The following is a 14,720-nucleotide window of genomic DNA, read 5'->3' as shown; positions in this document are numbered from 1 at the left end:
CATCGTTTGTTTCCTTATCTTTTGAACTTTCGGCGGTTCACAGATAGGGAGACTCACGATGATTCCCGTAATTGTCAAACTTTATGAGTCCCCCAGCAAAGCTGGGGGTTTACTTATTAGAAATTACTAGTTATTACAAAGATGCGTTATATTGCTTTTCATGGTTTAATCTAAAAACATCGAATCCACATCATATCGCCAGGCAATAGGAATTCACATGGAACTAAAAATAACAACACTTAAAAAATCCATTTTGGCCGCGAGCATCAGCCTACTCTTTAGCGCAAACACGTTCGCTGAAACCGATACTAAGCATAAAATGCATAAACTTTATCAAGATAACTGTGCCAGTTGTCATGGTGCAGATCATGGTGGTTATTTAGCCCCAGCATTGAATTCCGAAACCCTAAAAGGTCGTAGCCCAACGGCTTTACGTACTTTAATTATGACCGGTAGCTTTGAAACCTTAATGCCTCCATTCTTTGGACGTTTATCTGATAAGGATATTCGCGATATGGTGAAGCATTTACAAAGCACGCCAAAATTAGCCAACCCTGCTTTCACTATTAAAGATATGCAAGCCTCTTTAAAAGTTTATGTGAAAGACGAGTCAAAACTACCGAATAAACCAACCTTTAAAATCGATAGCATGGACGATATTATCGGTGTTGCTGCTCGTGGTAAATACGGTCGCGGTAATGGTTCAGAAGCCGTCTTTATTAACAGTAAAACACACCAACAAATTGGAGTAATACCCACTGTTACCGCTGCACATATTATCGAATTTAGCCCAGCTAATGAACGTTGGGCTTATGTCAAAACCGATACCGCTGAAATTTATAAAGTTGATTTATATACCATGCAAGCAGTACGCAGCATTAAAACGGGTTGGAATGGCCCTGGTATCGGTATCTCCCGCGATGGCAAATACCTAATGGCGGGTTCTTTCGTACCGCATAATGCCGTTATTTTAGATGCAGATACTTTAGAGCCTTTAAAGCAATTTGAACTAGAAGGCATTGACCCTGACGGCAAAATGGTGAGCTCTGACTCAGGTATGATCATTGGTACGCCATATGCGGATATTTTCGCTATTGCCTTAGAAAATGCTGGCCAAGTTTGGGTGGTTGATTTGCAAGAAGGCTTTCCAGTTACCAAAATTAAAAATGTGGGTCGTCATTTACACGATGCCTTCTTAACCCATAAAGGCAAGAAATTAATGGTTGCCTCGTATGATGATAGTACCGTCATTGCGATTGATTTAGAAAAACGCGAAATTATTAAAAAGCTACCAGCAGGCTGTGTACCTCATGTGGGTGGAGGTGCAGCGGTTAAGGTTGATGGTCGTACTTTAGGTTTTGGTACTAACTTCGGTACTTGCGATAAAACTGTTGTCAGCGTTTGGGATTTAGATACCATGAAACTGGTTAAACAAGTCCCTGTTTCTGGTGGGACAGAATCGCCCGCTGCACATGCTAATGCACCTTATGTCGCCGTGGATATTATTACTAAAGATAGACGCGCACGCACTATTCAATTAATCGACAAGAAAACCTTAGAAGTGGTTAAAACGCTTGATGTCGGTGGTCATGCCTACTTCCCTGAGTATAGTGCAGATGGTAAATCCTTATATGTCAGCGCGGGTTATGCCGGTGATGAAGTGGTGGTTTACGATTCAACTTCATTGAAAAAAACAGGATCTATACAAATGGAAAGCCCCGCCGGTATCTTCTCGCGTGGCCGTGTGAAATATATGACCCGTGGATTATCACCTGATGAAATGGAGTAAGACCAATGAAACTACTTACTTATTTACTCGCAACGCTACTAGTTTTTAGCATTAATGCGACGAGCCAAGCGGCCAGTATTTATGCTGGAAAATCTAAAGCCGCAGCGGTTTGTTCACAGTGCCATGGCATACGCAAAACCAGCGCAGAAGCGCCTTTCCCGCCATTAGCCGGGCGTGATGAAGAATATATGGAAAATGCCTTAAAGCAATACCGAAATAAGACTCGTGTATCCGAGATTATGAATAATATCGCGGGCTCTTTATCTGACCGAGATATTAATAATATTGCATCTTATTATAGCCGTTTAAAGCCTTAATATAAGACGTAGGTAGGGTGGGCAGATTTTTTGCCTACCCTATTTAAAGATACAAGACTTAAATTTCGCTATAGCTTATTTACTGGCTCCTCCTGTGATAAATACCAACCCAGCACTCACGAAGCATAACTTCTCACTGTGCATTCGTAAATAGAATTTCAGGCACGAGAAACACCCCCTATGAAAATAAAATTAACGCTCTTAGCATTCAGCTTACTCAGTTCAGGATGCGCACTAATCAATCAAACCGAACAAGCTACACCTTGGGCATACTCTGGACCGCAAGCACCTGAAAACTGGGGCGTGTTAAGTCCTGATTATGCTACCTGTGCTACAGGCACTCAACAGTCACCAATTAATCTTAGTAATTTTGTTAAAGCCAAACTAGCACCGCTAACCTTGCGCTATAACGCCAATGCTAGTGATATTGTAAATAATGGTCATACGATTCAAGTTAACTTTCAGCGCGGTAGCCTGCTATCTATTAATGACCATAAATATGAATTAACCCAGTTGCAATTTCACTCACCAAGTGAAAATCAGATCAATGGTAAATCATACCCTTTAGAAGCACAGTTAACACATATTGATAAATTAGGTAATTTAGCTGTACTGTCAATTATGTTTTCAAAAGGCATGGAAAATCCGGCAATCAAAGACATTTGGGCATTAATGCCAGAAAAATCAGGGGTAACAAATAATAAATTACCGCCCATATCAGCAAAAAGCCTTTTACCGAACAAGCTAAGTTATTACCGGTATAATGGCTCATTAACAACACCACCGTGCACTGAAAATGTTTTATGGGTAGTTTTAAAACAACCGCAAACTGCCGCAGCAGGACAAATTCAACATTTTGGTCATATTATTGATACGCCCAATAATCGCCCACTACAAGCAATTAATGCACGCAAAATATTGGAATAAAATGTCTCTATTTTGGCCATGCAACCGACACGCTCAATTATTATTCAGTTTAAGCTTGCTCAGTACAAGCTCTGCTTTTGCGCTTGACCCGTCACAGAATCGACAAGAAGAATTACGCAATATGCTGAAACATGATTGCGGCTCTTGCCATGGGTTAACGTTAAAAGGTGGGCTCGGCCCGTCATTATTAGCTCAAGATTTAGTCAATAAACCAGATGATTATTTACTAGAAACCATACAAAATGGCCGCCAAGGTACAGCGATGCCGCCATGGAAACCTTTTATCACCGAACAAGAAACTCGCTGGTTTATTCAGACTTTACTAAGATAACACTATGATTAAACACTCTTTCTCTTGCTCGCCTTTTAGCAAAGTTCCTCTGCTACTTAGCCTTATTTTTAGCCAAATTGGCTGCACTGAATTACGTGGTACAGGCGATTTAGGCGTCATTATTGAACGTGAGCCTGCGGCAATACAACTCATCAATACCAGCACCAATAAGAGTCTCAGCAGAATTACAGAGCTAGGAGATTTATCTCATGCATCAATCGTTTATTCTCGCGATGCACGTTATGCCTTTATCTTTGGTCGTGATGGTGGACTAACTAAAATAGACTTATTACAAAACAAAATTACGCAACGCATTATTCAAGCGGGTAATAGTATCGGCGGAGCCATTTCGCAAGATGGCGAGCTGATTGCAGTATCTAACTACACGCCAGGCGGGGTAAAAATTTTTTCCTCAGACACATTGGAATTAATCGCGGATATTCCTGCTTTATATGGTGATAATCAATTATCCAAAGTCGTTGGTCTCGTTGATGCACCAGATCAGAAGTTTATTTTTAGCTTATTTGATGCCGGTGAAATCTGGGTTGCTAACCTTAAAAACCCCACACAAGTAAAAATTGAAAAGTTCAAAAATATCGGCAAACAACCTTATGATGCTCTGCTCTCGCCTGATGGCCGCTATTATATTGCCGGTTTATTTGGTGATCGTGGTTTAGCTTTATTAGACTTATGGTCTCCCGAACAAGGTGTAAAACGGATTTTGCCCGATTACGGTAAAAATGATGAAAAAATGCCCGTCTATAAAATGCCGCATTTAGAAGGCTGGGCAATGGCGGGCAACTTAATGTTTATACCTGCCGTTGGCCAGCATGAAGTTTTAGTTGTCGATCAAAATACTTGGCAGTTAGTTAAACGCATTCCGGTTATTGGTCAGCCCGTGTTTGTAATGGCACGCCCCGATGGTAGGCAAATCTGGGTAAATTTTGCTTTCCCTGATAATGCGCAAGTACAAGTGATTGATGCTAAGGAACTACAAATAGTAAAATCTTTAACGCCGGGAAAGGCAGTTTTACATATGGAGTTTACTCCTCGCGGTAAAAACGTTTGGATTTCTGCACGCGACGATAATCAAGTGATTATTTATGACACTAGTAGCTTTAAAGAAATAAGCCGCTTGCCTGCCAATAAGCCTAGTGGTATCTTTTTTAGCTCACGAGCACATAAGATGGGGTTGTAAGCTATATGCTACAATCACAAAAGCTGAAACCATTAAATTGAAATCCAGAGAAAAACAAAAAGCTCATTGAAGAAAGAGGAGTTTCATTTGAGGATATCGTTTTCTTTCTGCGCAGTGGTGGCTTAATTGATGATAATACCCAGCAGAAAAGCAACCAAGTAATATCTAGGGAGTAAGCAATGAATAACATACAACTCAACTCAGAAGAACAGGATATTTTAGAGACTTTTGAGTCAGGCAAATTCGAATCTCAGCTTACACCTGAGCGCTTGAAGTTTTTACAGCAGTCAGCTGCTCATACTTTACAAAAAAGCCAACAGGTTAAAATTGAAATTTTAGACCGAGACCTTGCGGCATTGCAAAGAAGAGCCCTAAAGGAAGGCATGCCCTATCAGACATTAGTCAGTAGCATCTTACATAAATATGTACCTAGTAGCTTGTATGATACGAATACTAAAAAAACTGCCAATTCAGATTCTTAAAAAGAACCTATTCTGTATTTCTTCATGCTAACTATATTACACAAGCAACTACTCAATGATTATCAGCAGGATTTCCCACTATCGCCTACGCCTTATTTGGATATTGCCAATTCCTTAGGCATCACTGAAGAAGAAGTACTGGTGGCATTTTCTGCTTTATCAGAGCAGGATTTTATTAGTCGTATTGGGCCGATTATCCAGCCGAACCAACTCGGCATTAGTACACTAGTTGCTATGGCTATTCCTGAAAAACACATAAGTGAAGTTGCGGAGGTAATTAGTCAATTTCCCGAAGTAAACCACAATTATGAACGCGAACACCACTTCAATCTTTGGTTTGTTCTTATTGCTCATGATCAACAACATTTAACGCATGTTATTAAACAAATAGAAAAACAAACAAACTTTAAAACCATGCAATTGCCCTTACTAAAAGATTATTTTATTAATTTAGGTTTTCAACTTAATTTAGAGCCTCAAGAAGAAAACTTTCCCATTAACGCATGATAGAAGCAATAGACTTAGACTTAATTGCTGCGGTGCAAGAAGGCCTACCGATTGCTTCACGCCCTTATGCACTTATTGCTGAACAACTCAATTTAGATGAATCCGAAGTCATTGCCCGCCTTAGCAAGCTCAAACAGCAAGGTTTAATTAAACGACTCGGCGTAATTGTCAAACATCGTCGTCTAGGCTATTGCTCTAATGCGATGGTAGTTTTTGATATGCCAGACACCCACATCAATGAAATGGGACAGCGGATAAGCCAATTTCATTTTATTAATTTATGCTATCAACGCCCACGTCACGGTGATCAATGGCCATATAACTTATTTTGTATGATTCATGGCAAAAGCCGCGAGAAAGTATTGCAGCAGTTAAGTTATTTAATCGAACACTGCGCACTAGAAAATTATGCGCATGATATTTTATTTAGCCGTCGTTGTTTTAAACAACGCGGTGCGCTTTATTTCCCTCGTGGGAGTGGCTTTAGCCACGAAAATCGCGACTAAAGTCGCTCCTAACCTCATAAAAGCAATAATGGACGAAATAGACCGCGCAATTATTAATACCTTACAAGTAGGCTTTCCTATTTGCCCCTCACCTTATAAAAAAGTGGCCAAGACTTTAAATATCAGTGAACAGGCATTAATTGAGCGCTTACAAACATTATTAGATAATGGCATATTATCCCGCTTTGGCCCAATGTTTCATGCGGAACAGATGGGGGGCGCTCTTACTTTGGCGGCCATTAAAGCTCCTCAAGATAACTATGACACGATGGCTGAAATCATTAACAGCTTTCCAGAAGTAGCACATAATTACGCACGCGAACACGTATTAAATATGTGGTTTGTTCTCGCCACTGAAACACCCGAACAAATCCAGCAAGTGATTAACCAAATTGAAGCTCAAACCGGATTAACGGTCTATAACATGCCCAAAATACAAGAATACTTTGTTGGCTTAAAACTGGAAGCCTAATGGATCATATCGACCGAAAAATCATCAGCGCCAGCCAAGCCGGATTACCATTAACCCCCGAACCGTACCAAACGCTTGCTGAACAAATTGATATTAGCGTCAATGAATTAATGCAGCGCCTAACAGACATGCAAGAACAAGGCATTATTCGCCGTATTGGAGCCATTCCTAATCATTACAAATTAGGCTATCAACATAATGGTATGACCGTATGGGATATTAACGATGCCCATATTGATGAGCTAGGAAAAAAAGTAGGCGCTTTAGGTTTTGTCAGTCATTGCTACCACCGGCCTCGTCATTTACCTGATTGGCCATATAATTTATTTGCCATGATTCATGGTAAAACAGCAGAAGCAGCAGAACGACAAATTCAACAAATAGCCGACTTACTTGGCGAATATTGTCGCGCACATGAGGTGCTATACAGTACACGAATCTTGAAAAAAACCGGCTTAAGGATTAAAAATAATGTTCCGTCTTAGTCAGTTTATGCGTGAAGTACTACACCCTACGCCACTTAAACCTACACGCAAGCCAGTCGCACCCGTTGTCATCTGGAATTTAATCCGCCGCTGCAATCTGACCTGTAAACATTGCTACACCACATCTGCGAATATTGATTTTCCAGGCGAGCTAAGCACTAAGGCTATTTTCAAAGTCATGGATGACTTAAAAGCCTTTAAAGTCCCCGTATTGATTTTATCTGGTGGTGAGCCTTTATTACACCCCGATATTTTCACTATTTCTCAACGCGCACGCGATATGGGATTTTATGTCGCTCTATCCAGTAATGGCACATTAATTACTGAACAAAATATTCAACAAATAGCCGCGATTAATTACCAATATGTGGGGGTTAGTTTAGATGGTATCGGTGCAACTCACGATGAATTTCGTCAGCAAAAAGGCTCATTTGATGCCTCGATTCGTGGTATTCATTTATGTCAAAAACAGGGTATTAAAGCAGGCATTCGTTATACATTAACCCAAGACAACGTGCAGGACTTTCCTGCGATGTTGCAATTAATGGATGATGAAAATCTAGACAAGTTTTACCTATCTCACTTGAATTATGGCGGCCGTGGCAATAAAAATCGTAAAACCGATGCCTTTTTTACCATGACCCGCGAAGTGATGGATACGCTGTTTGAAAAATGTCTGGAATGGGAACAAAAAGGACTGCATAGAGAAATCGTCACCGGCAATAATGATGCCGATGCCGTGTATTTTTTGCATTGGGTAAAACGTCATTTCCCTGCACAAGCCAAGCCTATTCAAGCCAAACTCAAACAATGGGGCGGCAATGCTTCTGGGGTTAATGTCGCTAATATTGATAACCTAGGCAATGTCCACCCCGATACATTTTGGTGGCATTATGATTTAGGCAACGTACAACAACGCCCTTTTTCAGAAATCTGGCAAGATATTTCTGATCCGCTTATGGCAGGCATGAAACAATCTCCCCGCCCGTTAAAAGGTCGTTGCGCAACATGCCACTATCAAGCGATTTGTAATGGTAATACCCGGGTGCGCGCACAACAAGTTTATGGCGACGCTTGGGCTGAAGACCCGGGATGTTATTTAACGGAGGGGGAAATATAAAACTTAGTGCCTTATAAATTTAATTTTCTTAATGAATCCTACTGGAGCCACATTTTAAGTAAAAAAAACCTCGAAGCTAAAAGCTTCGAGGTTTTTAATATGGCGGAGCGGACGGGATTCGAACCCGCGACCTCCGGCGTGACAGGCCAGCATTCTAACCAACTGAACTACCGCTCCAAGTCTTGTGGTGGGTGCTGAGGGGTTCGAACCCCCGACCCTCGCCTTGTAAGGGCGATGCTCTCCCAGCTGAGCTAAGCACCCCAACGAGAAGCGGAATTATAAAGTACTTTTCACTCTTACGCCACACATTCCTGAAAAAAGTTATTCTAATGACCAGTAAATCCTGAAATTTAATAATTATAAAGTGAACACTTTACTTATAAAATTACTTTAGTTCTTCAGGCTCAACTAATTCATCACCATCTGTATCCAAGATATCAATGATTTTTTCTGCATCTTGTTCAACAGTACGCTCCATATCTTTAACCACTTTATCAATCGCTTTTTGAGACATACCTTTTTTCTGCATTGCGATAGCTTTATCAATTGCATCTTCACGTAACTCTTCTTCAACTTCATCAGCAGTAATATAGTTATCACCATTCTGATCATAACCACCACTTTGTGTAACGACATCTGTAGGCGCTACATAAGGTATATACCTTGCATTTGCATCAAAAACCGCTAAAGCTAAAAAAGCAGGCAAAACACCTAATAAAATTTTTCTCATAACGTTTTCCTCTGTTGTATTCTAAAGTTAAATAATAGCACGCTAACCCAATAGGCGAAAGTTTCACTTACCACATAAGCAACCTCTCAAAGGCGAGTTACCATAAAATGATCAATCAAGCACAAGGCTATTTAACATGCCATACGATATACGCCTTTCAGAAGGATAAATATATTGAATACCCAGGACAACCTTTTTTCAATGCTTGATGAACTATCATTTATATGTCATCATTGAACAATTTTTCCAATAATTTTAACCTTTTAAGAGGCATTTCAATGGCTGGTCGTAATCATCTATATATCCCAGGTCCTACAAACTCTCCACACGAAGTATTAAGTGCTATGCACCTTCCTATGGAAGATCACCGTGCACCTACATTTCCACTATTGCTTAAGCCTATTTTAGAAGATTTAAAAAAGGTATTTAAAACAGAAACAGGGCAAGCGTTTGTTTTCCCTGCCACTGGTACAGCGGGATGGGAAATCGCTCTAACAAATACTTTAAATCCGGGCGATAAAGTGCTTATCTATCGTTTCGGTCAATTCAGTCATTTATGGATGAATATGGCTCAGCGTCTAGGTTTAGATGTTGAAATGCATGAAGTTGAATGGGGTAAAGGTATTCCTTTAGATGCGCTGGAAGCCCGCCTAAAAGAAGATACTGGACACGAAATTAAAGCGGTTCTAGCAACACACAATGAAACTGCAACCGGCGTTACAAGTGATATTGGCGGTGTACGTAAAGCAATGAATGCAGCAAAGCACCCTGCTCTATTATTTGTTGATGGTGTAAGCTCTATCGCCAGCCTCGACTTCCGTATGGATGAGTGGGGTATTGATGGCGCAATTAGTGGTTCGCAAAAAGGCTTTATGCTACCTGCTGGGCTAGCAATCGTTGCTTTCAGCCCAAAAGCTTTAGCTTTAACAGAAACGGCAACTTTCCCACGCTGCTTTTTAGACCTTAAGGATCAAATGGCACAAAATGCCTTAGGTTATACACCTTATACACCTTCTACGCCCATGCTACACGGCTTACGTGCAGCACTAGACCTATTACTAGAAGAAGGCATGGAAAATGTATACGCTCGTCATCACCGCTTAGCAGAAGGAACACGTAGAGCTATTGCTGCTTGGGGCTTGAAACTCTGTGCACACCCTGGTTTTGAGTCAGATACAGTGTCTGCTATTGTTGTTCCTGAAGATAAAGATGCGCGTGATGTTATTGCAACAGCATTTAATAAATATGACATTTCTTTAGGTGCTGGCTTAACTGAAGTCATGGGCAAAGTATTTCGTATTGGTCATATTGGCGATATGAATGACGTATCTATGCTGGGTGCAATTGCTGGTGTAGAAATGGCCATGCTTGACTGTGGCTTTGATATTGTCCCTGGTAGCGGTGTTGCTGCGGCAATTGAATATTATCGTTCAACGGCTACAGCATAAATTAATGCGATTTCAATAATACCAAGGCATCCCTGTTAGTTTTAATAGGGATGCCTTTTTTACGTGGAACACAAACAGATACGTAGGGCGGACTTTAGCCCGCTTACCCCCTAACATTAGCGGACTAAATAAAGTCCGCCCTACTCTACGCCATGAACAAACCTAAAGTTTTTATTACACGCAAATGGCCTGAATCTGTCGAGGCTAAATTAAAAGAGCGCTATCAAGTTACCTTAAATGAGGACGATCGACCACTAAGTGCTGGGGAGTTTAAATCCGCACTACAACAATACGATGCCGTTTGCCCAACTGTCTGCGACTCTTTTCCCGCTGAAGTTATTAATATCGCCAATAAGCGCTGTAAGATTCTGGCTAATTTTGGGGTCGGTTATAACCATATCGATGTAACTGCAGCTAAACAACAGGGTTTAGTTATTACTAATACACCTGGTGTATTGACCCACAGCACTGCCGATATAGCCATGACTTTATTACTGATGTCCGCTCGACGCGGAGCTGAAGGCGATCGTTTAGTGAGGAGCAAACAATGGCAAGGTTGGTGCCCTACACATATGCTAAGCAGTAATGTAACAGGCGCAACTTTAGGCTTAATTGGCTTTGGTCGTATCGCTCAAGCAATGGCTAGAAAAGCCCATCATGGCTTTGATATGAATATTATTTATTTCAACCCTAGCCCTGCAAGCGAATATGTAGTCGATGACTTACAAGCTACCCGCTGCACCAACCTAGAAGAACTACTACAAAAGTCAGATTTCGTATCACTGCATTGCCCAGGAAACGCAGAAACTAAACATTTAATTAATAGCGACACACTTAAACTAATGAAAGTTGAAGCCCACTTAATTAATACCGCGCGTGGCGATGTGGTTGATACTCAAGCACTTATTGCTGCTTTAAAAAAACAACAAATTTCCGGTGCAGGCCTAGATGTATACGAAGGCGAGCCTACAGTACCAGATGAATTATTAACACTAGATAATGTCTCACTACTGCCCCATTTAGGGAGCGCCACATTATCAACTAGAACTGCCATGGGCGAAAAAGCTTTAGCCAATTTAGATGCATTTTTTGCCGGTAAGCCTTTACCCGATCAAGTTATTTAACGGAGACACAATGAGTTTAAACAGTTATCAAAATGTAGATAGAAAGGAGCTTGCAAAAGATCTTAATGCTATCCACACAGAGGTTTTAGCCCGTATGGGCGAGGATGATTTCAAACATTTAAAGAAAATGGAACGCTGGGGTAGAGCATGTTCATTACTGGGTTATGCTACCGCATGGATTTTTCCAAACCCTATTTCGGCCCTACTTATCAGTCAAGGTAGTTTTACCCGCTGGACACAAATGACCCATCCGATTGTGCACAAAGGCTACGATAAAGTAGAGGGCATACCTGAGCACTATACTAGCAAGAAGTTTGCTGTAGGCTGGCGTCGTTTTATTGATTGGCCCGACTGGATTACCCCTGCTGGCTGGCATCAAGAGCATGATATTTTACACCACTATAATTTAGGCGAAAGATTAGACCCAGACCATTTACAATACAACTTAGAATGGTTAAGAGAATCAAAAATACCTATGGCTTTGCGCTTCTTAATAGTGGGCTTATTTACGACAGTATGGAAAATTCTGTATTACACACCTAGAACACACAAAGAGCTACGTATCAGTCATGCCCGCCAAAATGGCGAACCTACACCGGACATGAGTCGCATTAAAGCGTGGAGCCTATTCAGCAAACAGGGGCGCGCTTTATGGTTTGAAAGCATGCTACCTTATGCTACTTTTCGTTTTGTCTTATTGCCTGCACTATTTTTACCAATAAGTACATTTGCCGCAACGAGCGTTTTATTAACATCGATTTTGGCTGAATTATTCACCAATATGCATACATTCTTAGTTATCGTACCTAACCATGCAGGGGATGATGTAATGATGTTTGAGGAAAAAGGCAAAGGGCGTGGAGAATTTTACTTACGTCAGATTTTAGGATCAGTGAATTACCCTACCGGTTCTGATTTTAATGATTTCTTCTATGGCTGGCTGAACTACCAAGTTGAACATCATTTATGGCCGGACATTCCTTTAAATCAATACCAGTTTGCACAACCGAAAGTGGTAGAGGTCTGCAAAAAACACGGTATACCTTACCGCCAAGATTCCGTATTTAAGCGTTTAGGAAAAGCTTTAGATATTATGGTTGGGCGAACATCTATGTTGAAGCCTAAAAAAGGCAATACCATAGAATCACTAGACGAGTCAGTCATTATTGCGGAAGCAGCTTAGGAGGGACTGAGGATAAAATATTCAGCCCTTAGTACAACACCCCGCTTAAACTTTTCGATAAAAATAACTATAATAAATTGTTTTCTAAATTATTATAGCTCATATCTTTAATGGCTAATTTAGGGACTGCTGTACTAAAATAATGCTCATTGAGCAAGGAACAACTTCCTTGCTCAATGTATATCTAGCCTTTACCAGCCACGCTTAACCATTCTGCATTGCACAGTGACATCCTTCATATAGCAGCGATATTTTTCCATACCGTCATACTCTCCTTCACAAGCTTCACAGACTAACTCGCCAGGCTCAAGCACTTTATCTTTACCCCAGCCATAGCCTTTAGCATTACATAGTTCAGTCGTATATTTATTATATCGATACCCTGTAGAGGCTTTTTTCTCAGCCTTTGCCCTATCTTTACAACCCGCCGTAGGTTTTAAATCACCCGTTACAGACTCATATTCCCACTTATCTACGCTGAGCGCATAAGATGAGCTAGAAAAAACAAATAATAGCGCTAATAAACCAAATAGTTTTAGTTTCATGACTTCCCCTTCTCTTTCATTATTATTGTTAAGTGAATTATTTTATCACTGCAGTAGACAGAATGAAACACAAAACATAAGCAATCAATTATAAACTCCCAGAAATCCTCAATTTAAATAAATTCAATGACTTATGCTTGGACATAGTTTAAATACACATTTCTGAAATTTTAAATTATTAAGTAATTTCAATAAAAATTACACAAACTGGAGTTAAAATTGAAAAAAGTGCCTTTTTTCATAGAAAAAGCTCTGAGTGCTGAAAAATCATTCATGATCGGAACATAAAATCACTGTAACTAATTGATTTATATTTATGTCCCTAAATTGAGAATTGCTAGTATCTTTACCTTTAATAAGCATAAGCGCATAATAAAATTGATAGTAGCCAAGAACATCTGGTTATCATTATTGAGCGAAATAGGAGTAAGAGTTATGACTGAATTCAAAAAATATAGGTGTGAGGTTTGTACTCATATTTATGATGAAGCTAAAGGAGATCCAGATAGTAACATTGAGCCAGGCACACTCTGGGAAGATATCCCTGAAGATTGGGTTTGTCCTGAGTGTGGTGCAACTAAAAAAGCTTTCAGATTAGTATACTGATAAATTAAGATACATCTACGAAAAAAACGGTCAAGTTCCCCCAAAACCTATTAACGAGTGGGATTGCACCGCTAGATCACCTAAGCTGTTATTTGAGAATATACCATTTGATTATCACTTACAGTTGCAAGGCTGTATTGCTTGCCAGTAGTAGAAATGGGTTCGTTCCCTTTTATCCGTTTGTATTAATGACTCTTATTTAAAAAGTAAATTAAAATCATTGAACCAATGAAACAAACTTAATCTAGAAGATAGCGGTACTTTTTGTACCGTTGCAGTTCAAACCCCAAGTAGAAAATCATGAGCACCGGCTTATAAGGCAGCCAATGAGGAATCTGGACATTCTAAAAAGGCAGGTGATTCTCCTGGAATGTAAAATATTCCTACATAAGGGTGGAGGATAAATGTAACTCTCACTCTATCAATAAGGCGTATTTGTTGCTGGAATTGAAATTGCATATATGATCAGAAAGGGACAGTTATCTGTGTATGGTTTTAGCCATATAGCTTTTCCTTTAGAGTGAGCGTACTCAGGTTTATGGATATTTTCAATAGAACCGCTTATCGGGTTTGTTATTTTTATGATATTTTGAGAAATCGGTGTATAAATTAGGAGTGCCGATTTAAACAATCAAGTGGTATTCGAGCAACTAACATTTAATAATTTCGTTGCGACAATTTTTATTAAAGATCTTTTGGAGGTCACCATGAATGAAGATAAGTTTAATATGGAAATCAGAAAATTTCTAAAACAAGTGGGGGTTACATCTCAGCGTGAAATTGAACATGCTGTTATAAAGGCTGTCGAATCAGGCAGATTAAATGATACTAATACCTTCGATATAAAAATGACTTTGGAAGCGCCTTCTATAGGGCTTAGTCATTGTGTTCAAGGAAAAATTTCAGTGGAATAATTTATTTACGCAATAAATGGATTACTTTTCAAATAG

18 protein-coding genes and 2 tRNA genes are annotated in these 14,720 nt (G+C 40.0%); 16 read left to right on the top strand and 4 right to left on the bottom strand.

All coding sequences use genetic code 11. The features are described from left to right. Window positions 1-217: 217 nt before the first annotated feature. The 11 genes from BQ7314_RS01300 to nirJ all read left to right on the top strand — a co-directional run bounded on the left by BQ7314_RS01300 (window position 218) and on the right by nirJ (window position 8,134). Entirely contained in the window at window positions 218-1,789 is a 1,572-nt protein-coding gene (locus BQ7314_RS01300; RefSeq protein WP_174481902.1) for a nitrite reductase, read from the top strand. A gap of 5 nt (window positions 1,790-1,794) precedes the next feature. Further along, window positions 1,795-2,106: a c-type cytochrome gene (locus BQ7314_RS01295; protein ID WP_174481901.1), complete on the top strand. Its 312-nt coding sequence runs from the start codon at window positions 1,795-1,797 to the stop codon at window positions 2,104-2,106. A 180-nt stretch (window positions 2,107-2,286) separates the two neighbouring features. Continuing rightward, window positions 2,287-3,033 carry a carbonic anhydrase gene (locus BQ7314_RS01290; RefSeq protein WP_174481900.1) on the top strand — a complete coding sequence of 249 codons (747 nt, stop codon included), beginning with the start codon at window positions 2,287-2,289 and terminating at the stop codon, window positions 3,031-3,033. A 1-nt stretch (window position 3,034) separates the two neighbouring features. After that, window positions 3,035-3,364: a c-type cytochrome gene (locus BQ7314_RS01285; RefSeq protein ID WP_174481899.1), complete on the top strand. Its 330-nt coding sequence runs from the start codon at window positions 3,035-3,037 to the stop codon at window positions 3,362-3,364. 4 nt (window positions 3,365-3,368) lie between these two features. Continuing rightward, a complete protein-coding gene (locus BQ7314_RS01280) occupies window positions 3,369-4,562 on the top strand; it encodes a cytochrome D1 domain-containing protein (protein WP_174481898.1) in 1,194 nt (397 codons plus the stop codon). A 179-nt stretch (window positions 4,563-4,741) separates the two neighbouring features. Beyond that, window positions 4,742-5,044: a hypothetical protein gene (locus BQ7314_RS01275; protein ID WP_174481897.1), complete on the top strand. Its 303-nt coding sequence runs from the start codon at window positions 4,742-4,744 to the stop codon at window positions 5,042-5,044. A 24-nt stretch (window positions 5,045-5,068) separates the two neighbouring features. Continuing rightward, window positions 5,069-5,551, top strand: a complete 483-nt coding sequence (locus BQ7314_RS01270; protein WP_174481896.1) for an Lrp/AsnC family transcriptional regulator — start codon at window positions 5,069-5,071, stop codon at window positions 5,549-5,551. After that, window positions 5,548-6,057, top strand: a complete 510-nt coding sequence (ahbB, locus tag BQ7314_RS01265) for a siroheme decarboxylase subunit beta (protein WP_174481895.1) — start codon at window positions 5,548-5,550, stop codon at window positions 6,055-6,057. The genes BQ7314_RS01270 and ahbB (BQ7314_RS01265) overlap by 4 nt, the downstream gene beginning before the upstream one ends. A 28-nt stretch (window positions 6,058-6,085) precedes the next feature. Next, on the top strand, window positions 6,086-6,529 hold the full coding sequence (locus BQ7314_RS01260; protein WP_174481894.1) for an Lrp/AsnC family transcriptional regulator: 444 nt from the start codon (window positions 6,086-6,088) through the stop codon (window positions 6,527-6,529). Next, complete coding sequence (gene ahbB / locus BQ7314_RS01255; RefSeq protein WP_174481893.1) at window positions 6,529-7,014, top strand: siroheme decarboxylase subunit beta; 486 nt, start codon at window positions 6,529-6,531, stop codon at window positions 7,012-7,014. Before BQ7314_RS01260 ends, ahbB (BQ7314_RS01255) begins: the two co-directional genes overlap by 1 nt. After that, on the top strand, window positions 7,001-8,134 hold the full coding sequence (gene nirJ, locus BQ7314_RS01250) for a heme d1 biosynthesis radical SAM protein NirJ (protein WP_174481892.1): 1,134 nt from the start codon (window positions 7,001-7,003) through the stop codon (window positions 8,132-8,134). Before ahbB (BQ7314_RS01255) ends, nirJ begins: the two co-directional genes overlap by 14 nt. Before the next feature lie 100 nt (window positions 8,135-8,234). Here nirJ and BQ7314_RS01245 read toward each other — a convergent pair. From BQ7314_RS01245 to BQ7314_RS01235, 3 genes are all read right to left on the bottom strand, one after another. Beyond that, window positions 8,235-8,311: transfer RNA gene (locus BQ7314_RS01245), tRNA-Asp, on the bottom strand. Window positions 8,312-8,319: 8 nt separating this feature from the next. Then, a tRNA-Val gene (locus BQ7314_RS01240) sits at window positions 8,320-8,395 on the bottom strand. A gap of 124 nt (window positions 8,396-8,519) precedes the next feature. Continuing rightward, entirely contained in the window at window positions 8,520-8,864 is a 345-nt protein-coding gene (locus tag BQ7314_RS01235; protein WP_174481891.1) for an EF-hand domain-containing protein, read from the bottom strand. A 278-nt stretch (window positions 8,865-9,142) separates the two neighbouring features. On the opposite strand from BQ7314_RS01235, the gene BQ7314_RS01230 reads away from it, so the two are divergent. From BQ7314_RS01230 to BQ7314_RS01220, 3 genes are all read left to right on the top strand, one after another. Next, window positions 9,143-10,312, top strand: a complete 1,170-nt coding sequence (locus tag BQ7314_RS01230) for an aminotransferase class V-fold PLP-dependent enzyme (protein WP_174481890.1) — start codon at window positions 9,143-9,145, stop codon at window positions 10,310-10,312. Window positions 10,313-10,464: 152 nt separating this feature from the next. Next, window positions 10,465-11,436 (top strand): 2-hydroxyacid dehydrogenase, encoded by a 972-nt coding sequence (locus BQ7314_RS01225; RefSeq protein WP_174481889.1) that lies wholly within the window; start codon window positions 10,465-10,467, stop codon window positions 11,434-11,436. Between the two features lie 10 nt (window positions 11,437-11,446). Then, complete coding sequence (locus tag BQ7314_RS01220) at window positions 11,447-12,619, top strand: fatty acid desaturase family protein (protein WP_174481888.1); 1,173 nt, start codon at window positions 11,447-11,449, stop codon at window positions 12,617-12,619. 191 nt (window positions 12,620-12,810) lie between these two features. On the opposite strand, the gene BQ7314_RS01215 is transcribed toward BQ7314_RS01220, so the two are convergent. After that, window positions 12,811-13,164: a hypothetical protein gene (locus tag BQ7314_RS01215; RefSeq protein ID WP_174481887.1), complete on the bottom strand. Its 354-nt coding sequence runs from the start codon at window positions 13,162-13,164 to the stop codon at window positions 12,811-12,813. A 435-nt stretch (window positions 13,165-13,599) separates the two neighbouring features. Between BQ7314_RS01215 and BQ7314_RS01210 the strand changes: the two genes are divergently transcribed. Both BQ7314_RS01210 and BQ7314_RS01205 read left to right on the top strand, forming a co-directional pair. Next, window positions 13,600-13,770, top strand: coding sequence for a rubredoxin (locus BQ7314_RS01210; RefSeq protein WP_174481886.1), 171 nt, complete (start codon window positions 13,600-13,602; stop codon window positions 13,768-13,770). Between the two features lie 707 nt (window positions 13,771-14,477). Next, complete coding sequence (locus BQ7314_RS01205; RefSeq protein WP_174481885.1) at window positions 14,478-14,684, top strand: DUF6494 family protein; 207 nt, start codon at window positions 14,478-14,480, stop codon at window positions 14,682-14,684. Window positions 14,685-14,720: the final 36 nt, after the last annotated feature.

Origin of the sequence: methanotrophic endosymbiont of Bathymodiolus puteoserpentis (Logatchev), assembly GCF_900128525.1 — a bacterium.
Taxonomy (GTDB): Bacteria; Pseudomonadota; Gammaproteobacteria; order Methylococcales; family Methylomonadaceae; genus Methyloprofundus.
Note: the sequence above shows the minus strand (reverse complement) of the source record. Positions and strands in the feature narration are given on the sequence as shown.